22 protein-coding genes are annotated in these 23179 nt (G+C 40.9%); 18 read left to right on the top strand and 4 right to left on the bottom strand.

Annotation, left to right across the window (positions count from 1 at the left end):
* Nucleotides 1-6: 6 nt before the first annotated feature.
* Nucleotides 7-849: a hypothetical protein gene (locus tag MUS1_RS07615; RefSeq protein ID WP_036160798.1), complete on the bottom strand. Its 843-nt coding sequence runs from the start codon at nucleotides 847-849 to the stop codon at nucleotides 7-9.
* Between the two features lie 116 nt (nucleotides 850-965).
* Here MUS1_RS07615 and dsbD point away from each other — a divergent pair, with 116 nt between their 5' ends.
* The 9 genes from dsbD (at nucleotide 966) to purD (ending at nucleotide 11774) form a co-directional block, all read left to right on the top strand.
* Nucleotides 966-2831 carry a protein-disulfide reductase DsbD gene (dsbD, locus tag MUS1_RS07610; protein ID WP_036160795.1) on the top strand — a complete coding sequence of 622 codons (1866 nt, stop codon included), beginning with the start codon at nucleotides 966-968 and terminating at the stop codon, nucleotides 2829-2831.
* A gap of 243 nt (nucleotides 2832-3074) precedes the next feature.
* Complete coding sequence (gene accB / locus MUS1_RS07605) at nucleotides 3075-3515, top strand: acetyl-CoA carboxylase biotin carboxyl carrier protein (RefSeq protein ID WP_036160794.1); 441 nt, start codon at nucleotides 3075-3077, stop codon at nucleotides 3513-3515.
* A 21-nt stretch (nucleotides 3516-3536) separates the two neighbouring features.
* Complete coding sequence (gene accC / locus MUS1_RS07600; RefSeq protein ID WP_036160790.1) at nucleotides 3537-4877, top strand: acetyl-CoA carboxylase biotin carboxylase subunit; 1341 nt, start codon at nucleotides 3537-3539, stop codon at nucleotides 4875-4877.
* A gap of 118 nt (nucleotides 4878-4995) precedes the next feature.
* Nucleotides 4996-5886 (top strand): 50S ribosomal protein L11 methyltransferase, encoded by an 891-nt coding sequence (gene prmA / locus MUS1_RS07595; protein ID WP_036160789.1) that lies wholly within the window; start codon nucleotides 4996-4998, stop codon nucleotides 5884-5886.
* A 58-nt stretch (nucleotides 5887-5944) separates the two neighbouring features.
* Nucleotides 5945-7273, top strand: coding sequence for a zinc-ribbon and DUF3426 domain-containing protein (locus tag MUS1_RS07590; protein ID WP_036160787.1), 1329 nt, complete (start codon nucleotides 5945-5947; stop codon nucleotides 7271-7273).
* Nucleotides 7274-7428: 155 nt separating this feature from the next.
* Complete coding sequence (gene dusB, locus MUS1_RS07585; protein WP_245595775.1) at nucleotides 7429-8397, top strand: tRNA dihydrouridine synthase DusB; 969 nt, start codon at nucleotides 7429-7431, stop codon at nucleotides 8395-8397.
* A 119-nt stretch (nucleotides 8398-8516) separates the two neighbouring features.
* Nucleotides 8517-8795, top strand: coding sequence for a DNA-binding transcriptional regulator Fis (fis, locus tag MUS1_RS07580; RefSeq protein WP_012070668.1), 279 nt, complete (start codon nucleotides 8517-8519; stop codon nucleotides 8793-8795).
* Between the two features lie 85 nt (nucleotides 8796-8880).
* A complete protein-coding gene (gene purH / locus MUS1_RS07575) occupies nucleotides 8881-10458 on the top strand; it encodes a bifunctional phosphoribosylaminoimidazolecarboxamide formyltransferase/IMP cyclohydrolase (RefSeq protein ID WP_036160953.1) in 1578 nt (525 codons plus the stop codon).
* 29 nt (nucleotides 10459-10487) lie between these two features.
* Nucleotides 10488-11774, top strand: coding sequence for a phosphoribosylamine--glycine ligase (gene purD, locus MUS1_RS07570; RefSeq protein WP_036160782.1), 1287 nt, complete (start codon nucleotides 10488-10490; stop codon nucleotides 11772-11774).
* A 79-nt stretch (nucleotides 11775-11853) separates the two neighbouring features.
* On the opposite strand, the gene MUS1_RS07565 is transcribed toward purD, so the two are convergent.
* Nucleotides 11854-12120, bottom strand: coding sequence for a hypothetical protein (locus MUS1_RS07565; protein WP_036160779.1), 267 nt, complete (start codon nucleotides 12118-12120; stop codon nucleotides 11854-11856).
* Nucleotides 12121-12178: 58 nt separating this feature from the next.
* Between MUS1_RS07565 and MUS1_RS07560 the strand changes: the two genes are divergently transcribed.
* From MUS1_RS07560 to pdxH, 4 genes are read left to right on the top strand one after another with little or no spacing between them, the layout of a single operon-like run.
* The gene (locus tag MUS1_RS07560) at nucleotides 12179-14476 is read left to right on the top strand and encodes a 7TMR-DISM family protein (RefSeq protein ID WP_036160777.1); all 2298 of its coding nucleotides are present in this window, start codon (nucleotides 12179-12181) and stop codon (nucleotides 14474-14476) included.
* A 44-nt stretch (nucleotides 14477-14520) separates the two neighbouring features.
* Nucleotides 14521-14862 carry a histidine triad nucleotide-binding protein gene (locus MUS1_RS07555; RefSeq protein ID WP_036160775.1) on the top strand — a complete coding sequence of 114 codons (342 nt, stop codon included), beginning with the start codon at nucleotides 14521-14523 and terminating at the stop codon, nucleotides 14860-14862.
* Nucleotides 14863-14877: 15 nt separating this feature from the next.
* On the top strand, nucleotides 14878-15510 hold the full coding sequence (gene coq7 / locus MUS1_RS07550; protein WP_036160773.1) for a 2-polyprenyl-3-methyl-6-methoxy-1,4-benzoquinone monooxygenase: 633 nt from the start codon (nucleotides 14878-14880) through the stop codon (nucleotides 15508-15510).
* 2 nt (nucleotides 15511-15512) lie between these two features.
* Nucleotides 15513-16154: a pyridoxamine 5'-phosphate oxidase gene (gene pdxH, locus MUS1_RS07545; protein WP_036160772.1), complete on the top strand. Its 642-nt coding sequence runs from the start codon at nucleotides 15513-15515 to the stop codon at nucleotides 16152-16154.
* A 36-nt stretch (nucleotides 16155-16190) separates the two neighbouring features.
* On the opposite strand, the gene MUS1_RS07540 is transcribed toward pdxH, so the two are convergent.
* Entirely contained in the window at nucleotides 16191-16748 is a 558-nt protein-coding gene (locus MUS1_RS07540; RefSeq protein ID WP_036160770.1) for an alpha-ketoglutarate-dependent dioxygenase AlkB family protein, read from the bottom strand.
* A 23-nt stretch (nucleotides 16749-16771) separates the two neighbouring features.
* On the opposite strand from MUS1_RS07540, the gene MUS1_RS07535 reads away from it, so the two are divergent.
* From MUS1_RS07535 to yfaE, 4 genes are all read left to right on the top strand, one after another.
* Entirely contained in the window at nucleotides 16772-17497 is a 726-nt protein-coding gene (locus tag MUS1_RS07535) for a heparan-alpha-glucosaminide N-acetyltransferase (protein ID WP_036160768.1), read from the top strand.
* A 334-nt stretch (nucleotides 17498-17831) separates the two neighbouring features.
* Nucleotides 17832-20096, top strand: coding sequence for a class 1a ribonucleoside-diphosphate reductase subunit alpha (nrdA, locus tag MUS1_RS07530; protein ID WP_036160767.1), 2265 nt, complete (start codon nucleotides 17832-17834; stop codon nucleotides 20094-20096).
* Nucleotides 20097-20249: 153 nt separating this feature from the next.
* Complete coding sequence (nrdB, locus tag MUS1_RS07525; RefSeq protein ID WP_036160764.1) at nucleotides 20250-21383, top strand: class Ia ribonucleoside-diphosphate reductase subunit beta; 1134 nt, start codon at nucleotides 20250-20252, stop codon at nucleotides 21381-21383.
* Nucleotides 21367-21663 carry a class I ribonucleotide reductase maintenance protein YfaE gene (yfaE, locus tag MUS1_RS07520; RefSeq protein WP_036160762.1) on the top strand — a complete coding sequence of 99 codons (297 nt, stop codon included), beginning with the start codon at nucleotides 21367-21369 and terminating at the stop codon, nucleotides 21661-21663. Before nrdB ends, yfaE begins: the two co-directional genes overlap by 17 nt.
* A 61-nt stretch (nucleotides 21664-21724) precedes the next feature.
* Here the strand turns inward: yfaE and MUS1_RS07515 are convergent, their stop codons facing one another.
* Nucleotides 21725-22330, bottom strand: coding sequence for a CDP-alcohol phosphatidyltransferase family protein (locus tag MUS1_RS07515; RefSeq protein WP_036160759.1), 606 nt, complete (start codon nucleotides 22328-22330; stop codon nucleotides 21725-21727).
* A gap of 85 nt (nucleotides 22331-22415) precedes the next feature.
* Between MUS1_RS07515 and MUS1_RS07510 the strand changes: the two genes are divergently transcribed.
* Complete coding sequence (locus tag MUS1_RS07510; protein WP_036160757.1) at nucleotides 22416-23174, top strand: alpha/beta fold hydrolase; 759 nt, start codon at nucleotides 22416-22418, stop codon at nucleotides 23172-23174.
* The last annotated feature ends 5 nt before the right edge of the window (nucleotides 23175-23179 follow it).

The following is a 23179-nucleotide window of genomic DNA, read 5'->3' as shown; positions in this document are numbered from 1 at the left end:
CCTACCTTAATCTTGTTGTAACTCGACCATGTTGCTTGCACGATGAAATGTCATCGCGCGCACACGGAATTCTGGAATACGACTATTAATAATCTGATAAATCAGACGAGCTTCTTTATCGTTCGGCCAGTATATCTCTATTGACTGCCCAGTTTCCGAAACTGCATCTATAATAGGCTGGATTTCTGCAATTATCTCATCTTCCGTTAAACTAAAAAGCGTTTTTGGCAATAAATATTGCCCTTCTTTTAATACCTCTGGCTCAAGCGTTTTCTTCTCTTGATTTACAGTACGCTGACGCTGTGTTTTTAGGTCCGTTATTCGAGACGTCATTTCGACAATAAAAGGATCTTCAGGATTAACCGAACGAGCATTCGCTAAATATCGTTCTGCTTTTTGATAGCCTTGACCTTTGGCGGCAATCCACGCCCAATCAGTATAAAGATCCACTATACTGGCGATGCCTTGCGTAGCTCTAAAGTTACCTGGGTCACGCCCTAATACAGCTTGAAAATACAGATTAGCATTGTCTTCCACTGGTGTGAGCAAATGTTCCGCTGCTAAGGCGCGCTCACCTTGCTCAAGTAAATGAAGAGTGACTCGTTCATAAGATGTTATCGGTTTTTTTATTGATGTAACTGTATTATGACTTTCGAGCTTGTCTGTTGTATTACCACCATTACTTGCTAAAGAACTTTGAGGTTCAGTCGTGTCACTGCTGGTTAAGTGATTTTCATCTGTTATAGCAGCCTCTGATACAGGCGAATTTTCACCTGATGGTGCGACATTTTGCTGGCACCCAGTGGTTAAAAGCACAACAAAAAGAAAAGAAACGAGATTTTTATTCAATTTATCCCCTTGTGATTGGCAACTTAAAAATGGATTGGTAGTCTACATCCAACAATGAACGTGATGAAATATACGTTCTCTATTAGAACGACACCTCCACCTAATTGAAGATATCTATGCGCTTATTTACCTTACTACTTTTATTACTGGTTCACAGCACAACCCAAGCATTTACCTTTGGGCCAACGTCTAAAATTTCAGAACCTGACTTCCTTCCTGTAGAACAGGCCTTTCAGCTTGCTCTTTCTGACCCTGAAGACGGTAAATTCATCGCTGAATGGCAAATACATGATGGTTACTATTTATACCAAGAACAATTTACTTTGTCTGGTAAAGACGCGGACAAATTGCATTTCGCGCCATTTCCTCAAGGAAAAACAAAACAAGATCCTTATTTTGGCTTAGTAACTACCTATCGAAACCAAGTCACTTTGCCTATTTATTACGATATCAATCTTCCTGCTGGAACAAAGATAAATGCGATTTTAGGTTACCAAGGCTGCGCCGATGCAGGCTTATGCTATGCGCCGCAAAAAGTATCAATTGATTTTACGGTTCCTTTATTGTCTCAAGAGGCATTAGCTTCTCAGGCATTGGCAACCCAACCAGCGGCGAGTTCTACGATAAATAGTGATACTGCAAACCAAACGCCTGCAAACCGTGTTTCTGTTAATAACATTCCCCTGTCTGAAGCTCAGTCCGTTAGTAAGCTGATTGATACAAGTAGTTTTTGGACGACTGTCAGTGTGTTATTTGGCTTAGGTTTATTATTATCTTTTACGCCTTGCGTCTTACCTATGGTACCTATCGTCAGCGCAATTGTTGTTGGTACTCGCCGTTCCAAATTAGGTGCTTTTTATTACAGTCTGATTTATGTATTAGCGATGGCACTAACGTATGCTGCGATTGGCGGTTTAGTCGGTATTTTTGGCACTCAATTAAATCTACAAGCTCAATTACAAAACCCCATTCTATTGGCGGTCAGTGCGTTTTTATTTGTACTGTTGGCTCTTTCTATGTTTGGCGTTTATGAACTCAAGCTACCTTCCTCTTGGCAACAAAAGCTACAGTCATCGACTAGCAACACAGGATCCACATGGCAATCAACAGGTAGTGTTTTTTTAGCCGGTGTTTTAGCAACTTTAATTGTTTCCCCTTGTGTTTCAGCTCCATTAGCAGGGACGTTACTTTATATCAGTAGCCAAGGTGATGCTTGGTATGGCGCAATCATGCTATTCATCATGGCGCTTGGAATGGGTGTACCTTTGCTATTAGTCGGATTATTCGGCCCTAAAGTATTACCCAAAAACGGCGAATGGCTACAAGATATTAAAGTGTTTATGGGGTTTGGTTTACTGGCGGTTTCTATTTGGTTAGTGACTCGTTGGCTACCTTTAGAGAGTCATTTGTATTTATGGGGCGCTTTGGCAATCGCCATCAGTAGCTACTTTATTCACCGAAATAACAGCGGTATATCACACCCTGTTCGCTGGTTTTTCGCGTTAAGCTTTTTAATTGTCGGTTGTATTCAGTTGCTAGGTGGTGCCATGGGAAATACCACTCTGACCGAACCATTGAAAAAATTCGCGTCAGCGTCATCGGTTAGTACGACTCAAGAAACACCAATATTCAATGCAAGCATCACAAGTTTAGAGGAATTGGACACCATTATTGCTAATCAAGACAACCGCCCTATTCTGTTGGATTTATACGCAGATTGGTGTATTAGCTGTAAAGTCGTAGAAGAAATGCTTGTGTCAGCAGAAATCCGACCTTTACTTAACAGCGTTCAATTAATCAGAGTTGATGTGACAGAAAACTCAGCTGCAAACCAAGCTCTTATGAAAAAATTTAATTTGTTCGGACCACCTTCGTTAGTTTTCCTAGACACTAAAGGCATCGAACTCAAAGAACTCTCTTTAATAGGAGAGCCAACTAAAGCAGAAATAATTGGACGCTTAAACTATATTGTCAGTCATTAGTACTGACATAAATAAAAGTTTACAAGAGAGCAAAAAATAACCTATACGAACATTTATAGGTTTTTTTACTGCATAACTGGACAATATCCCGCTTTTTATCGATAATTTCGGCCTACAAGCTTTTACATTTCTATTTTTTAAAAATAGCTCTGTTTACACAATGATGTATAAAGCGACCAAGTTTATAATAGTCAGTGATCAATGAAGTCACTGAATCATTAATATTGACAGAAGAGAGTAACCATGGACATTCGTAAAATTAAAAAACTGATTGAGCTTTTAGAAGAATCTAACGTCTACGAGATCGAAATCAAAGAAGGCGAAGAAGCCGTTCGAATCAGTCGTGGTGGTGCCCCTGTTATGGCACAAATGGCAGCTCCTGTAATGGCAGCTCCTGCTGCAGCGCCTGTCGCTTCTGCTGCGGCTCCTGAAGCACCTGTAGCAGTTTTAGGGCATACGGTTAACTCTCCAATGGTTGGTACTTACTACAAGTCATCTGCTCCAGGCGCTAAAGCCTTCATCGAAGTTGGGCAAAAAGTAAATGCTGGCGATACTATTTGTATCGTAGAAGCAATGAAAATGATGAACCAAATTGAAGCCGATAAATCTGGCACAATTGGCGCTATTCTTGTTGAAGACGGCGAGCCAGTTGAATTTGATCAACCACTTGTTACTATCATTTAATTCAAAGCAATAGGTTTCATCATGCTAGATAAAGTATTGATTGCTAACCGAGGCGAAATCGCGCTACGTATTTTACGTGCGTGTAAAGAACTCGGTATTAAAACTGTTGCGGTTCACTCTAAAATTGACCGTGACTTATTACACGTTCGCCTTGCAGATGAGTCTATCTGTATTGGCCCAAATCCTTCAGCACAAAGTTATCTAAATATTCCAGCTATAATTAGTGCTGCAGAATTAACAGATACTTCAGCAATACACCCAGGTTACGGTTTCCTTGCTGAAAACGCTGATTTTGCAGAACAAGTTGAAAATTCTGGTTTTGCTTTCATTGGCCCAAAAGCGGAAACAATTCGCCTTATGGGTGACAAAGTTTCTGCGATCAAAGCAATGAAAGAAGCTGGCGTACCAACCGTGCCTGGTTCTAATGGTCCTGTACCTTCTGATTCTGCTGAATGTATCCGTATTGCTCATGAAATCGGCTTTCCGGTTATCATCAAAGCAGCGGCGGGTGGTGGTGGTCGTGGTATGCGCGTTGTTCACAACGAAGGCAGTCTACTAAAATCCATCAGCATTACTCAATCTGAAGCGGGCTCTTACTTTGGTGACAGCACGGTTTATATGGAGAAATTCCTACAAAACCCTCGCCACGTAGAAGTTCAAATATTGGCTGATGGTCAAGGTAATGCGGTTCATTTATACGACCGTGATTGTTCTCTACAACGCCGTCACCAGAAAGTATTGGAAGAAGCACCAGCACCAATGCTAGACGAAACGTCACGCCAAGCTTGTTTGAAAGCCTGTGTAGATGCTTGTATCAAGATCAACTATCGCGGTGCGGGTACCTTTGAATTCTTATACGAAGACGGCGGTTTCTATTTCATCGAAATGAACACTCGCGTTCAAGTAGAACACCCAGTGACAGAGATGGTAACAGGCGTTGATATCGTTAAAGAACAGCTTCGAATTGCTAGTGGCTTACCATTGTCAATGAAACAAGAAGACATCGTTCTAAACGGTCACGCTGTTGAGTCACGTATTAATGCCGAAGATTCTAAAACCTTCATGCCTTCTCCAGGTAAAGTGGATTATTTCCATGCGCCAGGTGGTATGGGTGTTCGCGTTGACTCTCATTTGTATAGCGGCTACACAGTTCCACCAACGTATGACTCCATGATCGCTAAAATCATCTGTCATGCACCGGACAGAACGGCTGCATTAAAACGCCTTTCAGGCGCTCTAGATGAAACTTTCATCGATGGTATCAAAACCAACATTGAGCTACAGAAAGACTTAGTAAATGATGCAAACTTCATTATTGGTGGCGTTAACATCCATTACTTGGAGAAAAAACTCGGTCTATAAGAACCGCGGTTTGGTCCCTAGTGATTGCATAAATCACTAGGGACTATCATTTTCCTCTCGCCTCTCGTACCAAGCTTCGTTATTCTATTCCTGTTTATTTATTGTTGGACTCCACTTTATGCCTTGGCTTCAAATTTGTATCCATACTACACCTGATCACGTCCCCGCTTTCGAAGACACTTTATTGGAATGTGGCGCCATGGTCGTCACCTTTGAAGACGTTCATGATGACCCAGTATATGAACCAGATTTAAACACCACTCCTTTGTGGAAAAATACCAAGGTCACTGGGTTATTTGAAGCTGACACAGACATTGAAACCATTCGCCCCGTGATTGAGCACAAAGCAGAATCCATAGGCGAGTCTGATGTAGATTTAAAAATAGAAATACTCGAAGACAAAGACTGGGAAAGAGAATGGATGGACAGCTACCACCCTATCCAGTTCGGCGAACGTCTTTGGGTTTGTCCAAGTTGGAGAGAAGTGCCTGACCCTAAAGCGGTTACTTTAATGCTTGATCCTGGCCTAGCATTTGGTACAGGCACACACCCTACAACGGCGCTTTGTTTGCAATGGTTAGACAGTATTGATTGCCAAGACAAAACCATCATAGATTATGGTTGTGGCTCGGGTATTTTAGGTATCGCAGGCTTATTACTTGGTGCAAACAACATGGTTGGTATTGATATCGACCCTCAAGCCGTTCAGGCAACAGAAGCTAATGCCGAACGCAATAAAATAGACCCGAGTCGTATTGAGGTTAAATTGCCGCCTTATGAATCTGACCTGCAAGCCGACATTGTTGTCGCGAATATTCTTGCTGGCCCACTAGCCCACTTAGCGCCGACTATTTCCGCATTGGTTAAACCAAATGGTCAGCTAGCACTGTCTGGTATTCTTGCAAACCAAGCCCAAGAAGTCATTCAAGCCTATGAAGAATGGTTCACTATAGACTCAATTACAGAAAAAGAAGAATGGGTTCGTATTGTCGGTACGAAAAACGCATAATATTTAGATATCTTTTTATTAACAATTTGTAATGATTTAAACAGGAAGACTCTGTCGCATGGCCAATAGCTTAATAACACGTTGCCCAAAATGTTCCACCGCATTTCGTGTTAGCGATGAAGTATTAAGCATGGCCAAAGGCAAGGTAAGGTGTGGTCAGTGCTTCCACATATTTGATGCGAGCAAACAGCCAACTCAAACCACTCAGCAAGAAAAGGTTTCTTCAGAGAAGAAATACATTTCACAAGATACACCAAAGCAAAATACACAAAAGCAAACAACGCCAGAACAAGCAGAAAAACCTAAAGAAAATCATAGTGATTCTGAAAACGCCTCTTTTACACCAGAAGACAATATTATTCACCCTGACTCATTGCAGAATTTATTTGATGATGAGGATTTAAACCCGCCAACTGAATTCGATATAAGCCAAAACGAGTCATTCAAAGAAGCAAGCAACGAGATTAATCAAAGCAGTCCAAATTCTTATCAAGAACGCGTTAAGTCCTATCAAGAACAGGCAAAGTCAGTTCATACAGAGACAAACTCGAACCCTGATAAACAAAACGACTTGGCACCTTGGGAAGTAGAGTTGGCGGAAGTTGAAGCGGCCCTAAACGCAACCCCCAAATCCAGAATACTGTCTAAACCAGTTGAAAAAATTATTGATGATGTGGTGGTTGAAGAAGAAACACAAAATCATCTGCCAAGGGCACCTCAAGCTCCAGAAAAAGACCCAGATTATATGGTCGCCTTGCAGTCATTGGCACAGACAGCATCTGAACAAACACGACCATCTGACATAAAAAGTCAGCACAGCTTTCTGGAACAGTTATCCGCTCAAGAAAGCCTAGCACCGTTGTTAGAAGAAAATGAGTCCTCTTCAGCGAAAAAAAACTCACACCCTTGGCTATGGTTTTTAGCTATATTACTGGGTCTTGCTTTACTAACAGCCCAAGTTACCATTCATTTTTTCGACGAAGGTAGTCGTTCAGCAAAATTCCGCTCTATTTATAGAACTATTTGCTCTTATTATAATTGCGTCTTACCAAAGTTTGAGGATGTAAGCACCATCACCATTCAGCACGTCCGAATCCAAAGCCACCCATCCATAGAAAATACATTATTGGTAAACGCCATCATTACAAACATCAGCAGTTTTTCTCAATCTATGCCAAAAATTGCGTTAGAATTTTTTGATTTAAACGGTTCACCAGTTGCCGCACGACTTTTTTCACCGACAGACTACCTACATAAAGACTTCCTAGATATTACTTATATGCCATCAAATACACCGATTCACTTGGTCATTCCCATCCAAGACCCAGGCACACGTGCAGTGACACACCAACTAAAAGCCTTCCCTTCGGATACTCGCTCTTACTAGTTTGGGCGTTTTTTACGGTTGAACTAAAAAAAGAACAAAAAATAGTCAATTTTCAGTCTGTCAAGACTTCAAAAATACCAATTGCCTAGGTATTATTCACGCCCGCTCGACGCTGTCGACGATCTTTAACATTCAGTCCAGTATTCAGGAATATCATGGCATTTGCTATTGGCCCATATTGCGTTGACAAACCTGTTATTCTTGCCCCAATGGCGGGCGTAACAGATTTGCCTTTTCGCCGCCTTTGCCATGATCAGGGAGCAGGCTTAGTCGTATCAGAAATGGTCACTTCTGATGTTCGTCTGTGGAACTCGACCAAGAGCCGTCATCGTTTAATTCACGATACTGAGGTTTCACCAAGGTCAGTTCAAATTGCTGGTGGCGACCCACAAATGATGGCTGAAGCAGCACAACAAAATGTTGAGTTAGGCGCACAAATCATTGATATCAACATGGGCTGCCCTGCGAAAAAAGTATGCAATAAGGCCGCTGGCTCTGCATTACTTAAAGACGAAGCTCTTGTCCGAGAAATACTGGAATCTGTTGTAAATAGTGTTTCTGTTCCTGTCACTCTAAAAATCCGTACAGGATGGAGTCAAGATCAAAAAAATGGTCTTACCATTGCTAAAATGGCAGAAGACATTGGTATTCAAGCATTAGCTATTCATGGAAGAACACGCGAATGTAAGTTTCAAGGAACTGCTGAATACGACACAATTGCAGAGATAAAGCGTCATTTGAGCATTCCCATTTTTGCCAATGGTGATATCAAAGACCCTGAGTCTGCAAAATTCGTGAAAGACTACACAAACGCCGACGGCATTATGATCGGACGCGCAGCCCAAGGTAGGCCGTGGATTTTTCGTGAAATAAATCACTATTTAGAAACAAATGAATTGTTAGCACCTCCGTCTATATTTGAGGTGAAACAACTTGTTATCAACCATGTAAACGCCCTGCATCAATTTTATGGTGACTATTTGGGTGTGCGTATTGCTCGCAAGCACGTTGGTTGGTATTTGCAGACGTTAGCGGATAAAACACAATTTCGCAGCTTGTTTAACCGTATTGATAATACGCAAGAGCAACTTGATAAATTAGAAGAGTTCTTTGTTTACCAATAGGTAAACAAACCTTGTACTTAATGCATTGAATAACAATAAGACGTCTTAGACGGTATTTCTTTTTATTATTCGATTCACATTAATAAATGGTTAGCTTTAAAAAAATAGAAGGTCATTCTGTGGTAGAACAAACTCATACTCATACGTTTCAAGCCGCTTCTTCGGAGCAGTCACAAACTTTACGTGACAATGTTGAAAAAGCACTACAAAACTATTTCGCTCATCTTGATGGGCAGCCAATAACAGACTTATACCAGTTAGTTTTAGCAGAGGTTGAGGCACCTTTGCTAGAGTCTGTCATGAGCTACACGAAGGACAATCAAACAAAAGCATCCACTATCCTTGGTTTAAACCGAGGCACACTTCGCAAGAAGTTAAAGCAATACGGCATGCTATAAAGTACAAGAAAAAAGGGCGGATTCGCCCTTTTTTTGTTTAACCTTCCCCTTGTTTATTTAGTGTTAAATTATTGTGAGAACCATGATGGCAAATCAAAAAACAGTTACTCCAATCAAGCGAGCGTTAATCAGCGTTTCTGACAAAACAGGCATTGTCGAATTCGCCCGCGAACTAACCGTTCAAGGCGTTGAAATCCTTTCAACTGGCGGCACTTACGCTTTGTTGTTAAAGAATAACGTCACTGCGACCGAAGTATCCGATTACACAGGTTTCCCCGAAATGATGGATGGTCGTGTCAAAACCCTTCATCCGAAAGTGCATGGCGGGATTCTTGGTCGTCGTGACATCGACGGCGCCATCATGAAAGAACATGGCATCGATGAAATCGATATGGTTGTGGTCAACCTTTACCCATTCGAAGCGACTATTGAGCGCCCAGATTGCGACCTACCAATGGCTATCGAAAACATTGATATCGGTGGACCGACTATGGTTCGCTCAGCTGCTAAGAACCACAAAGACGTTGCTATCGTTGTTTCTCCATCAAGCTACAACAGCCTACTGGCTTCATTAAAAGCGGATGGCGGTTTAACTTACGACCAACGCTTTGACCTTGCCGTACAAGCATTCGAACATACATCACATTACGATGGTGCGATTGCAAACTTCTTAGGTAAAAAAGTGGCTGGAGGTAGCGAAGACTTCGCTCGCACCTTTAATCTACAATTCAACAAACAAGAAGAAATGCGCTACGGTGAGAACCCTCATCAAAAAGCCGCTTTCTATGTTGAAGCCAATCCAAAAGAAGCATCCATTAGCACAGCCAAACAGTTACAAGGTAAAGCTCTTTCTTATAACAACATCGCCGATACAGACGCCGCACTTGAATGTGTAAAAAGCTTCGACAAGCCTGCTTGTGTGATCGTTAAGCATGCAAACCCTTGTGGTGTCGCAACAGCAACAACACAGTTTGAAGCGTATGATCTCGCTTTCCAAACAGACCCAACATCTGCCTTTGGTGGCATCATTGCTTTCAACCAAGAATTAGACGCAAAAACAGCACAAGCGATTGTTGACCGTCAATTTGTTGAAGTCATCATTGCACCTAGTGTCAGCAAAGAAGCAATTGCAATTGTTGCAGCAAAACAAAACGTACGCTTACTTGAATGTGGCCAATGGTCACAAGACAAACCAGCCGCTTTGGATTACAAGCGTGTTAATGGTGGGTTATTAGTTCAAGACCGCGACGATGGATGCATTACACTAGACGACCTAAAAGTCGTATCTAAACGCCAGCCAACTGAAGCAGAATTAAAAGATCTATTGTTTGCTTGGAAAGTGGCTAAATTTGTTAAATCTAACGCAATTGTTTATGCAAAAGCAGAACAAACTATCGGTGTAGGCGCAGGTCAAATGAGCCGCGTTTACAGCGCAAAAATTGCAGGTATTAAAGCCGCTGATGAAAATCTAGAAGTTGTCGGTTCTGTTATGGCATCGGATGCATTCTTCCCATTCCGAGATGGTATTGATGCAGCAGCTCAAGCTGGCATTACAGCTGTAATTCAACCAGGTGGTTCTATGCGTGACGAAGAAGTTATTGCAGCAGCTGACGAGGCTGGCATGGCAATGGTTTTGACTGGTATGCGTCATTTCCGTCACTAAGAATCGTTATTAAAAAGGATGAACAGATTATGAAAGTTCTTATTATTGGTAATGGCGGTCGCGAACATGCTCTTGCTTGGAAAACCGCAGAATCAAACGATGTAGAAAAAGTTTTTGTTGCTCCAGGAAATGCTGGTTCAGCAATGGAAAACAAAGTTGAGAACGTTAATATCGGTGTGACTGATATCTCAGCTCTTGTTACTTTTGCAAAAAACGAAAACATTGATCTAACCATAGTTGGTCCAGAGGCTCCGCTGGTAATTGGCGTTGTTGATGCGTTTGAGAAAGAAGGTTTAGCTATCTTCGGCCCAACCGCCGCCGCCGCTCAACTAGAAGGCTCTAAAGCCTTTACTAAAGACTTCTTAGCACGTCATAACATTCCTACTGCAAGTTATGGCAACTTCACTGAAATTGCCCCTGCGGTGGCTTATATCAAACAACAAGGCGCACCTATCGTTGTGAAAGCAGACGGTTTAGCGGCAGGTAAAGGCGTTATTTTGGCGCAAACCGAAGCCGAAGCCATTGCAGCGGTTGAAGACATGCTGCAAGGCAACTCTTTTGGTGATGCCGGTAGCCGTGTTGTTATCGAAGAGTTTTTAACGGGTGAAGAGGCCAGCTTTATTTGTATGGTGGATGGTGAAACAGTGTTACCAATGGCCACCAGCCAAGACCATAAAGCACGCGACAACGGTGATCTTGGTCCAAATACTGGTGGTATGGGTGCTTACTCCCCTGCTCCAGTAGTAACACCAGAAATTCATGATCGCATTATGAATGAAGTCATCATGCCAACCGTGAAAGGCATGAATGCGGAAGGTAATCGCTACCGTGGTTTCTTGTACGCTGGTGTGATGATTGATGCAGATGGCACACCAAAAACGTTGGAATATAACTGCCGTTTTGGCGATCCTGAAACACAACCTATCATGATGCGTTTACGCTCTGATTTGGCACAAATGTGTTTAGCAGCGATCAATGGCAAGCTCGATACAGTGAAAGCAGACTGGGATCCAAGAGCAAGCCTAGGCGTTGTATTGGCCGCCGGCGGTTATCCTGCGGATTACCCTAAAGGTGATGTTATTTCCGGTTTAGAAAGCGTACTTCCTGCACATCAAAAAGTCTTCCAAGCAGGCACGGCATTGAAAGATGACCAAGTGGTTACTAATGGAGGCCGTGTACTGTGTGCTGTTTCTCTTGGTAATACCGTGGCTGACGCGCAAGCTGGCGCTTACGATGTCGTTAAAAAATTATCTTGGGATAAAGTCTATTTTCGTACCGACATTGGCCACCGTGCCATTGCTCGTGAACAGAAATAGAACCTTCTTAACAAGTTAAAATGAAAAAAGGCCTCTGATGAGGCCTTTCTTTTATCCGCTACTTTCTTTAAAAAAAACGCTATTTATCTTTAGCATTACTTTTTAATTGTGCTTCTTTCGAATTCAGCCAAGCTCGAAGCAAACGACCAAGCTCAAGTACAATCAAACCAAAGATGACGCCAGCGACCCAATCAAAAGCCAACACAAAGCCCAGTGCCGCGATCATTCCATAACCATATATGAGATTTGTTCGGTTTTTTGGCTTTGATTGTCGAGCAAACCAAGTAACGGCTAGCAGCAACAAACTAAACCAAACGTAATATTCCACCAAAATTGGATATAGCATTTGATCCCCTATCTAGTTAATAATGATAGCCCTTACTAAATAGGCTTAGGCTAGCATTGTGTTTTATCGACTCATCTTACTATTTTTACTCAGTATCTCCAACGTCGTGTGGGGCGTTAATACGATAGCTATTATCGATGATACAAACAGCTCATTCAACATTGGAAAAAGTGGTTTTTACTTCATTGATGAAAAACAAGATCTTTCTTTCAACACAATAATGTCTGATGAATACGCAAAGCGCTTTCGCCCTATTAATCGTGAGTACCTACAATTTGGTCGAGTCAAAGGTAATGTTTGGATTCGTACCGACATCGCTATACGCTCAACAATGAACATACCTGTTTTATTAGAAATAGATTCGCCTAGACTTCAATACCTAGACATTTATTTACCAAATATTTATGGAAGCCAAGTTCAAGCAGAGCTTGGCGGTGCCCGCCCATACAGCAATAGACAAATTCAAACACCAAATTATGTTTTCTCAATTCCAGCCAACACACCACCTATTTTTACTGTTTACATGAAGCTATCATCTCACCTTCCTATCAATGCAAACATCGAACTAAAAACTTTATCGAAAATGAGCATAGATGCCCAAAAAAAATTCATGCTAACCGGTGTTTTAATCGGAATTTTATTAACCATTTTTGTAACTAATATTTTCTTCTATTTTAAAACATCTCACGCGATGTATTTAGTCTATGCAGTACTATTGGCTGGAATTGCCATGTTACATATCACTCTTCATGATCAAGCATCACAATTTTTTCCAAATACAACAGGCATGCAAGAGCGCATCCATAATGCGTCTGCATTGCTTTGTCTTTGCGCCATTACGTTTTTCTCCAGACTTTATTTAGATACTAAAAACCATCTTCCTAGAATGGACAAAATACTAATTTCAGCAGGAATAATAAGCGCCTTATCTGCTATTGCATTTACACTACTCCCTGAAATTCTCGATGTAAATTTACTATCAATTATCGCCTTTAGTATCTTAGCTTTATTAACGGTGCACTCCGTTATCGCTTTTATTAAAAACGTCCCTTTTTCAAGCTACTTTTTAGTCGCTAGGCTAATGTTGCTTACTGGCTACATTTCATGGTTAATGGCGGCTTATGGTATATTTCCTAGCCAATTATGGATCGAATGGGGATTAACACTCACGGTTATTACAGAAGCTCTAATCCACTTTATTGGAATGTTTACACAAACAATTCCTTTATTACAAAAACGCTCCCATAACACCAGTTACACTAAAGCGGATATTTTTGACTTATTGTCGGATCTTTCAAGTCGACTACGCCGACAAATAAATATTATTGGCGGTGGACTGGCTCACCTTGAACAAGCGGCGACATCACCAGATACAAGAAGCCTGCTAACCAGTAGTCAAACTGCAAACAACAACTTAAAAAGCTTAGTCGAAAGAATTGACTGTCTTAATGATATAAAAAACAACGAACCTTTCGAGCAATCGCCTCCTATCACTTTGAATCAGTTAATAGAAAACGCTCATAATAATTTTCAGCGCTTAGATCAAGACAATACTATTATTGAGCTTAATACATTTAAAACGGATCATATTGAAGTACTTCAACACGCAAAAGCATTGCAACACCTTATTGAAGTTTTGACTCAGGAATTCAAACATTTTACCGATCAGGAACTCACATTTAACATCACTTACCATGAATTAAATCGAGAAAGCGCATCGACCTTAGAGCTTAATTGCTACCCGCTTCCGGCACGAGTCCATGAAAACATAACCAATGTAGATTTTGGTATGAGCTACATAAGTCTCTTAACGCAACACTTAAAAGGCAACATCCAACTATCAGAACATGACCAAATCCGCAGCGTGACGATTAACATTCCTATTGATACCCAAATTCGACATATAACCAACAAAGTCGCTCAACAAAGCCATTTTGATCTCATCTTCTTTGGCCAAGAAGATAGCGACCTTCAAAAAGCACTCACGATCTTACAAAGCCATTCAAACAAAATAGAGCATTTTTCAACACTAGAAAGTGTTTTGGAACATTTAGAGAATCCAGAGAAAAGAGAATCAGGCTCTATCATTCTAGTCTTTGATAATGGCGGTCATATTCCTCATATTACTCAACAGAGAATCTTGCCATTGATGCGCGCAGAAGATCAGTGCCTGCTAATAAGTAACAATGTTAAAATGTCTCTTGATTACGCAAAAAAACTCGGCTTTGATGAAATATTGCCTTGCTCTGACCTGGGTAGCCAACTAGCGCAACGACTTTCACGCCTGATTCAGAAAGGAGACAGGTTAAAGAACACACCCTTGTCACGCATCAAGCCTTTGCGTAAAACACCTTGAAGTCCAATAACCAAGCTTGAATAATATAAAGAAAAGGAGATGATATGGATTGTTTATTTTGTAAGATAGTAAGTGGTGACATTCCGGCAACAGTTTTGTATGAAGATGATGACGTCATTGCTTTTGAAGACATCATGCCACAAGCGCCAACTCATTTCCTTGTCATCCCAAAGCGTCATATTAGTACATTAAATGACCTTACTGATGAAGATGCTTCCGTTGTTGGCAAACTTCAAATAACAGCTGCAAAAATTGCCAAACAAAAAGGCATTAGCGAGGCAGGTTATCGTGTTGCAATGAACTGCAACGAAATGGGCGGACAAACCGTTTACCATATCCACATGCACGTACTGGGTGGCCGAGCAATGACATGGCCTCCAGGCTAACAAGAGGAAACCAATGTGATCTCTTTTCTAGATAAAGCCGTATTACAATTTGATCGTGCTCTGCAAACACTGGTTCCACATGCAGCAAGAGCGTCACGTGTTTCTCCTGCTCACCAAATTGATGAAGCAGAACTAAACAGCGATGAACGTAAACATGCGTCTGGATTAATGCGTATTAACCATACTGGTGAAGTCTGTGCTCAAGCACTTTATGCTGGGCAAGCAACGACAGCCAAGCTAGATACTGTACGCAAAGAAATGGAGCACGCAGCAGACGAAGAAATTGACCACCTCGTTTGGTGCGAGCAACGACTTTATGATTTGCACAGTAAACCCAGCTTACTGAATCCGTTATTCTATGGTGCTTCTTTTATGATTGGCGCTGGCGCTGGACTAATCAGTGATAAATTAAGCTTAGGCTTTGTAGCAGCAACCGAAGATCAAGTTTGTATTCACCTTAAAAAGCACCTGCAAGATTTGCCACTTCAAGATAAAAAAAGCAAAGCTGTTTTGACGCAAATGCACATAGATGAAGCCAAACACAAAGAAGCAGCATTAGAAGCTGGTGGCTACGAATTCCCACAACCTATTATGTCCATCATGACTCAAGTATCCAAAGTGATGACAACCACTACTTACCGGATTTAATTATGAACAGAGATCTACACTCTATTCGTCGAGACTATCAATTCGAAGATCTTTTGGAAGATAAGGCTGGCAACAACCCACTGGCTCTTTTTGACACTTGGTTAGCAAAAGCTATTGAAGCCTGCCCTGACGATCCGACAGCAATGACGTTAAGCACGGTTGACAACGAGGGCTGGCCCCATTCTCGTGTTGTCCTTTTAAAACAACGTAGTGAATCTGGTTTTTCTTTTTTCACCAACTATGACAGCGAAAAAGCCCAGCAGCTGGCTCAAAACAACAAAGCCAGCATGACCTTCTTCTGGCCAGCCTTATCTCGCCAGATCCGCATTGAAGGTACAATTGAAAAAGTGGCCCGTGATGTATCTGAAACTTATTTCGCAAGTCGCCCACGAGGCAGTCAACTTGCAGCACGAACGTCACAACAGAGCGCCGTCATTGCCAGTCGCGATGCATTACAAAAAGCTTTTGACGTTGAGGAACAGGCTTTCAAGGATCAAGAAGTGCCTTGCCCAGAAAATTGGGGCGGTTATATTTTAAAACCAACCTTCATTGAGTTTTGGCAAGGCCGTCCAAGCCGCTTACACGATAGAATTTGTTTTACACCAATAGACGGCAGTTGGGTTAGAACTCGTAAAGCACCTTAATTAAAAGCTGAACTTTAATGAAAGGCTATCAAAGAATCAAAGTAAGAGTCGAAAAGTTAAACTAATTCGCTCTTCTTTGATTCGTTTTCTGACCGGCAATGAATGCTGCCATAACACTTGAGTCGATGGACTCATTATCAGCCAGCTAGCATCTTGTAATTCAATACTATGTTTCATTTTATGATTCGCTTTTAAGCGAAACAAAAAGCTCCTCGTCACACCAAGACTCAACATAGCAACAACAGGGGCTGGCCCTAATGTTTTTTCATTGTCGGAGTGCCACCCCATATACTCTTCACCGTCTTTATACCAATTTAACAACACCGAGTTAAAAGGTTGTTGCGCTAAGCATTCCGCTTCCTTTTTAATCGGCAATAAGCATTCAGGCCAACCGACGCCATGGTGGTCTTTTCCTGAATAGCGGTAACAAATTCCTTCATTGGCGACAAATGCAACTTGCCTAGGCACTTCAACATCTCGCCCAAACATAGGCAAGCGCTCTCTTTGCCAAAGCAAGCTCGACTTAAGCTCCGGCATGAGACTCGGTAAGCTTGAGCTGGAAAATGAGTATCGGTATGATGGCTTAGCTTCCACTCAACTATTCACCTTGGATTTCAATGCAACCTTCCTCGATTGATGCGTCAATAAAACGCAGTAATTTTTTAGACGCTTACCGTGGTTTAGCTGTTCTATTGATGATGATATTCCATTTTTGTTGGGATTTACGCAGTTTTGGCTTTATGGAATACTCTATACACGATCCGTTTTGGGTATATTTTCGAAGCCTGATCCTAACCCTATTTTTAACAGCAATTGGTTGGTCGAGTTATTTAACGATAAAAAAAGGCAGTCATCAGTCCTTCTGGAAGCGAGACATTAAGTTATTTCTTTGCGCGTCTGCAATTTCATTAGCAACTTACCTTGCCGTTCCTGACCAATGGATTTATTTTGGCATACTTCACTTTATTTTTATTGCATCACTAGTCACTCGACCGTTTGCAAAATGGCCTATCGCCTCTGCTGTTATTGGCTCTGTTATTCTCCTTATTTACCATACTACGCACTATTTAACGTTTCCAAACGCATTTGCTAACATAACTGACTTTCTAGGCCTTCCACAGAGAACTCTCGATATCGTCTTTCCTTTTCCATGGATCGGCGTGATTTTAATCGGTCCATTATTGGGCTATTTAAATTGCCATAAATACCCAACACCTAAGTCTTTATTCGTCAATATTTTGGCATTCATGGGGCGTTTCGCTTTACCGATTTACCTTGTTCATCAAGTATTTTTATTTGCCTTGGTTGCTGGATTCAAAATGGTGCTTACATTTATTTTTTGATCATTTTTTGTGCGTGCCAGCTTTTCTTTGACTCCGACAAAAAATACATAAAAAAATAGCTAAAAACTCTTTTATGATCTTGCCAATCGTCAACTTTATACTTTTTGTGGCAGGGCAAGTCAGTGAGCACTTAGCCTTTATTTGATTCTCATTTTTGATCGCTTTTCAAGCCTTGATTTTAAGTTAAATGAGCACTATTGTTCACCACAGATTTCAAACAACACACTACATGTAGTGTGTCATAAGTAAAAACACACTACATAGAGTAAGTCACCTCTTTTTACGCTGTAACTTATTCTCTTTTTCTATAATGCACTAAATGGGAAGTTAAGGCATGAGCACTCTTACAGTTACTAAGCGTAACGGGAAGACCGAAAACATCAATCTAGAAAAGATTCATAAAGTCATCACGTGGGCTGCTGAAGGTTTAGATAATGTCTCTGTTTCTCAAGTAGAATTGAAAGCACAAATCCAATTCTTTGAAGGTATTCGTACTACAGATATTCATGAAACCTTGATTAAATCTGCAGCCGATTTGATTTCAGAAAACACACCAGATTATCAGTATCTAGCTGCTCGCTTAGCCATCTTTAATTTGCGCAAAAAAGCCTTCGGTGATTTTGAACCACCACACATTTATGATCATGTAAAAAACCTTGTTCAACAAAAACGTTACGATGCTCACCTACTTGAAGATTACACTCAAGAAGACTTCAATCAGTTAAATGATGTTATTGATCACTCTCGTGACATGAACTTTTCTTATGCTGCCGTTAAGCAACTAGAAGGAAAATACTTAGTTCAAAACCGTGTAACAGGCGAAATCTACGAGAGTCCGCAGTTTATTTACATCCTTGTTGCGGCTTGCCTATTCGCAAAATACGACAAAGCAGAACGCTTGAATTTAATTCGTCGTTTTTATAACGCGGTATCTCAATTCAAAATTTCGCTGCCAACACCTATCATGTCAGGTATTCGTACTCCGACTCGCCAATTCAGCAGCTGTGTATTGATTGAATGTGGTGATTCTCTGGATTCTATCAACGCAACCTCCAGCGCTATCGTGAAATACGTGAGCCAACGTGCTGGCATTGGCGTGAACGCAGGTGCTATTCGCGCTCTTGGCAGTACTATTCGTGGCGGCGAAGCGTTCCACACAGGCTGTATTCCATTCTACAAACACTTTCAAACAGCGGTTAAAAGCTGTTCTCAAGGTGGTGTTCGTGGTGGTGCAGCAACTGTCTTCTACCCGATTTGGCATTTGGAAGTTGAAAGTTTATTAGTGCTTAAAAACAACCGTGGTGTTGAAGAAAACCGCGTCCGCCATTTAGATTACGGTGTGCAGTTTAATCGTTTGATGTACCAACGCTTGATCAAAGGTGGCAACATTACACTGTTCAGCCCATCTGACGTTCCCGGTCTTTATGATGCTTTCTTTGCGGATCAAGAAGAATTTGATCGCTTATACACTATGTATGAACAAGACGACTCAATTCGTAAGCAAACCATTAAAGCCACTGAATTATTTACCTTGTTCGCTTCTGAACGTGCCAGCACAGGTCGTATCTACCTTCAAAACGTCGATCACTGTAATACGCACAGTCCATTTGACCCTAAAGTGGCGCCAGTTAAACAAAGTAACTTGTGTTTAGAAATTGCGCTGCCAACTAAGCCTCTGAACAGCATCAATGATTCTGAAGGTGAAATTGCCCTTTGTACCTTGTCTGCCTTCAACTTGGGTGCTCTAGAAAACTTAGATGAACTAGAAGAGTTAGCCGAATTGATTGTTCGTGCGCTAGACAGTTTATTGGATTATCAAAACTATCCAATCCCTGCGGCCCAACGTGCAACGGAACTGCGTCGTACTTTAGGTGTTGGTGTTATTAACTACGCGTATTACCTAGCGAAAAATGGCGTTAAATATTCAGATGGCAGTGCCAACGAATTGACTCACAAAACATTCGAAGCTATTCAATATTTCTTGTTAAAAGCATCGAATAAGCTGTCTAAGGAATTCGGCCCTTGTTTAGCATTTAATGAAACGACTTACTCGAAAGGCATTTTGCCAATCGACAGTTACAAAAAAGAAATCGATAATATTTGTCCTTCGACACTTTATTATGACTGGGAAGGCTTACGTTCTGAGATTGTTAAACACGGCTTACGTAACTCTACGCTAACCGCACTTATGCCATCAGAGACCTCTTCTCAGATCAGTAACGCAACAAACGGTATCGAACCACCTCGTGGCTTTGTATCTGTTAAAGCCAGTAAAGACGGCATTTTGAAACAAGTTGTGCCTGAGTTTGAACGTTTAAAAGACAGCTATGAATTATTGTGGACGATTCCATCAAACGATGGTTATTTACAACTAGTTGGCATCATGCAGAAGTTCGTTGACCAAGCGATTTCAGCAAATACCAACTATGACCCACAGAAATTCGAGTCTCAAAAAGTACCAATGAAAGTCATCTTAAAAGATCTATTAACGGCTTATAAACTGGGCGTCAAAACGCTTTATTACCATAACACTCGTGATGGTGCAGACGACAAGCAAGAAGATATGGATGATTGCGCAGGCGGTGCTTGTAAGATCTAACCTAAGATTTAATAAGTCTCGTAATAGGTTACGAGACTTATTGTTAGCTTAGAAACATGATTATCCACCTTTATTCAACTTTTAGACTGCATTAAATCACTAAGGCAAATCCAATTTCATTACTCGCCTTATGCATTATAGGATACCCAAGCAATGAGTTACTCGACGTTTAACCGTAAGAAATTTGACAGTATGAAAGAGCCAATGTTTTTTGGTGAGAATGTCAACGTAGCTCGTTACGACCAACAAAAACACCCTATTTTTGAAAAACTAATCGAAAAACAACTGTCTTTCTTTTGGCGTCCTGAAGAAGTGGATCTTTCAAACGACCGTAAAGATTTTCAAAAATTAGAAGAACATGAAAAGCACATTTTCTTAAGCAATCTAAAATATCAAACCTTGTTAGACAGTGTACAAGGTCGCTCCCCAAATGTTGCTTTACTACCAATCGTTTCTTTGCCTGAGCTAGAAACTTGGATTGAGACTTGGTCATTCAGTGAAACCATCCACAGTCGCTCTTATACGCACATCATTCGTAATATCGTCAACGATCCAACATTGATCTTTGATGATATTGTGACAAATGAAGAAATCACAAAACGAGCAGACAGTGTTTCGAAATACTACGACAACTTGATTGAAATGGTGAATCTGTATAACACCATGGGATTTGGTACATTTAATATACCAGGCAAAGGTGATATTGAAATCACCATGCCTAAACTGAAAAAAGCCCTCTACCTGACCGTTGCTTCCGTTAACGTATTAGAAGCTGTGCGTTTTTATGTCAGTTTTGCTTGTAGCTTTGGCTTTGCTGAACGTACCTTGATGGAAGGTAATGCTAAAATCATCAAGCTTATTGCTCGAGATGAAGCTCTGCATTTAACTGGTACGCAACATATGATGAACCTAATGGCATCTGGTAAAGATGACCCAGAAATGGCCATCATTGCAGAAGAATGCAAAGACGACGTACGTGATATATTTATAGAAGCCGCTGAGCAAGAAAAAGAATGGGCAACCTACTTATTCAAAGACGGTTCTATGATTGGTCTTAACGCTCAAATATTAGGTCAATATGTTGAATACATCACAAACGTTCGCATGCAAGCTGTTGGCTTAGATACTTACTTTGAAACGAAGCACAACCCTATCCCTTGGATTAATGCTTGGTTAGTCAGTGATAACGTTCAAGTAGCACCACAAGAAGCGGAAATAAGCTCCTACCTTGTTGGACAAACAGACAACAGTTTAGATGACTCAGATTTCGATGACTTCGACCTCTAAGCCAGAATCCCTAGAGAAAAAAGAACAAGTTCATCGCGTACTGATAGGAAAGAAACAAATTCTAGTAACAGAAGAGGAACCTTTATTGGTTCAACTTGAACGAGCTGGAATACATGTGGAATATCAATGTCGCGAAGGCTACTGCTCTTCTTGCTCAATTAAGCTCTTATGGGGTAACGTCTGTTACCCATTTGAGCCACTTGCTTGGGTGCAAAGTGGTTATTTACTGGCGTGTTGCGCCATCGTGAAAAGCGATATAGAAATCGCTTTTTTCGACTAATCCTCTTTTCCTAACCACCTACTTCTATATCAAAGCAAACCTCTTGAAAATAAAGTCTAAACTAGCCTAACGTACGATAGCCGGCGTAAATACGGGTGATGGTTGTAATCCAACAGATGGTTCCGAATACATAAGCCAGTACAACAAAGTGTGATGGTACTAGGCAAATCAATACCAAGAAACCAATGGTCTCTGCACCTTCTGCTAAACCGCCAATAAAATGTAACGACTTTCCACCGTAGTCTAAATTTTTAATCTGGCGCTTTTCCGCCATAATAGCAAAGGCTAAAAAGCTACTACCTGTTCCCATAAATGAGAAAATAACAAAGCTAGCCGCTAACGCATTGTCGATTGGATTCGCTAAAGCAAAACCAAAAATCACCGCAGAGTAAAAAATAAAATCTAAGGTGATATCAAGATAACCACCCAGATCGGTTGCCCCTTGAATTCTTGCCACGGCGCCATCTAAACCATCCATTAAACGGTTGATGATAATAAAAACCAATGCCAATCCATAATATTCCTGACTCAACGCTGGCACAGCTAACATACCTACAATAAAACCAAAGAAGGTAATATGATTGGCTTTGACACCCATCGTATCTAGTTTTAATGCTAGATTTCGCAATGGTGTTTTAAGGTGTTTAATAAAAAACGGATCTAACATAGATAACAAACTCTCATTGATCAAGAATGACGAAACTTTTGTAGACTTGCTACAATGACTCAAAACTTATTGATATAAGGTTAATATGATACACGTTAAACAGTATAGTTCCTCTGGCCCTAATCTTATTATTATTCACGGCTTATTCGGTAATGCAGATAACTGGCACTCTATCTCTCAAAATTTAGCCGAACACTACTCCGTGTACTGCGTCGATTTACCAAATCATGGAAAATCAGACAGCATTCCAGACGTGACTTACCCAAAAATGGCTCAAGCCGTATTAGAGTGGATACATACAAATGACATCGGTGATTTTTATTTATTAGGCCATTCAATGGGAGGAAAAGTGGCAATGCAAATGGCGTCTCTTGCACCGACCCAAATTAAAAAACTCATTGTCGTTGATATTGCGCCAGTTGATTACCAACCAAGTCATACACAAATACTCGAAGGCTTAAAAACGATCACCAACACATCTATTTCATCAAGAAAAGAAGCCGATCTTTTGCTGGCAGCTTATGAATCAAATGTATCCATCAGACAGTTTCTACTTAAAAATCTGGTAAGAAACGAAAACAGCTATAATTTGGCTTTATCAGTAGAAAACATAGCGAACAGTTATGAGGTTATTTTGAAAAGACCTGAGATCAACAAACCAGTTGATTTACCGACACTTTTCATCAAAGGTGAAAACTCAGATTATATTGTGGCAGACTACCAAAAAGCCATACAGACAGCCTTTCCACAAGCCACTTTTAAGGTAATTTCAGGCGCAGGCCATTGGTTACATGCTGAAAAGCCCATTCCTTTCACAAGCCTTGTGAAGCGTTTTCTACAATAATACAT

This window comes from Marinomonas ushuaiensis DSM 15871, assembly GCF_000521805.1.
In the GTDB taxonomy this organism is placed as follows: Bacteria; Pseudomonadota; Gammaproteobacteria; order Pseudomonadales; family Marinomonadaceae; genus Marinomonas; species Marinomonas ushuaiensis.
Note: the sequence above shows the minus strand (reverse complement) of the source record. Positions and strands in the feature narration are given on the sequence as shown.

What these genes read in the sequence shown, in the direction of transcription:
- MUS1_RS07535 (WP_036160768.1), top strand. Translation starts at nt 16,772, where the DNA reads ATGCAACCTTCCTCGATTGATGCGTCAATAAAACGCAGTAATTTTTTA.
- dusB (WP_245595775.1), top strand. Translation starts at nt 7,429, where the DNA reads ATGGCATTTGCTATTGGCCCATATTGCGTTGACAAACCTGTTATTCTT.
- purD (WP_036160782.1), top strand. Translation starts at nt 10,488, where the DNA reads ATGAAAGTTCTTATTATTGGTAATGGCGGTCGCGAACATGCTCTTGCT.
- nrdA (WP_036160767.1), top strand. Translation starts at nt 17,832, where the DNA reads ATGAGCACTCTTACAGTTACTAAGCGTAACGGGAAGACCGAAAACATC.
- accB (WP_036160794.1), top strand. Translation starts at nt 3,075, where the DNA reads ATGGACATTCGTAAAATTAAAAAACTGATTGAGCTTTTAGAAGAATCT.
- pdxH (WP_036160772.1), top strand. Translation starts at nt 15,513, where the DNA reads ATGAACAGAGATCTACACTCTATTCGTCGAGACTATCAATTCGAAGAT.
- MUS1_RS07555 (WP_036160775.1), top strand. Translation starts at nt 14,521, where the DNA reads ATGGATTGTTTATTTTGTAAGATAGTAAGTGGTGACATTCCGGCAACA.
- MUS1_RS07590 (WP_036160787.1), top strand. Translation starts at nt 5,945, where the DNA reads ATGGCCAATAGCTTAATAACACGTTGCCCAAAATGTTCCACCGCATTT.
- purH (WP_036160953.1), top strand. Translation starts at nt 8,881, where the DNA reads ATGGCAAATCAAAAAACAGTTACTCCAATCAAGCGAGCGTTAATCAGC.
- prmA (WP_036160789.1), top strand. Translation starts at nt 4,996, where the DNA reads ATGCCTTGGCTTCAAATTTGTATCCATACTACACCTGATCACGTCCCC.
- MUS1_RS07510 (WP_036160757.1), top strand. Translation starts at nt 22,416, where the DNA reads ATGATACACGTTAAACAGTATAGTTCCTCTGGCCCTAATCTTATTATT.
- accC (WP_036160790.1), top strand. Translation starts at nt 3,537, where the DNA reads ATGCTAGATAAAGTATTGATTGCTAACCGAGGCGAAATCGCGCTACGT.
- dsbD (WP_036160795.1), top strand. Translation starts at nt 966, where the DNA reads ATGCGCTTATTTACCTTACTACTTTTATTACTGGTTCACAGCACAACC.
- MUS1_RS07565 (WP_036160779.1), bottom strand. Translation starts at nt 12,120, where the DNA reads ATGCTATATCCAATTTTGGTGGAATATTACGTTTGGTTTAGTTTGTTG.
- MUS1_RS07515 (WP_036160759.1), bottom strand. Translation starts at nt 22,330, where the DNA reads ATGTTAGATCCGTTTTTTATTAAACACCTTAAAACACCATTGCGAAAT.
- nrdB (WP_036160764.1), top strand. Translation starts at nt 20,250, where the DNA reads ATGAGTTACTCGACGTTTAACCGTAAGAAATTTGACAGTATGAAAGAG.
- yfaE (WP_036160762.1), top strand. Translation starts at nt 21,367, where the DNA reads ATGACTTCGACCTCTAAGCCAGAATCCCTAGAGAAAAAAGAACAAGTT.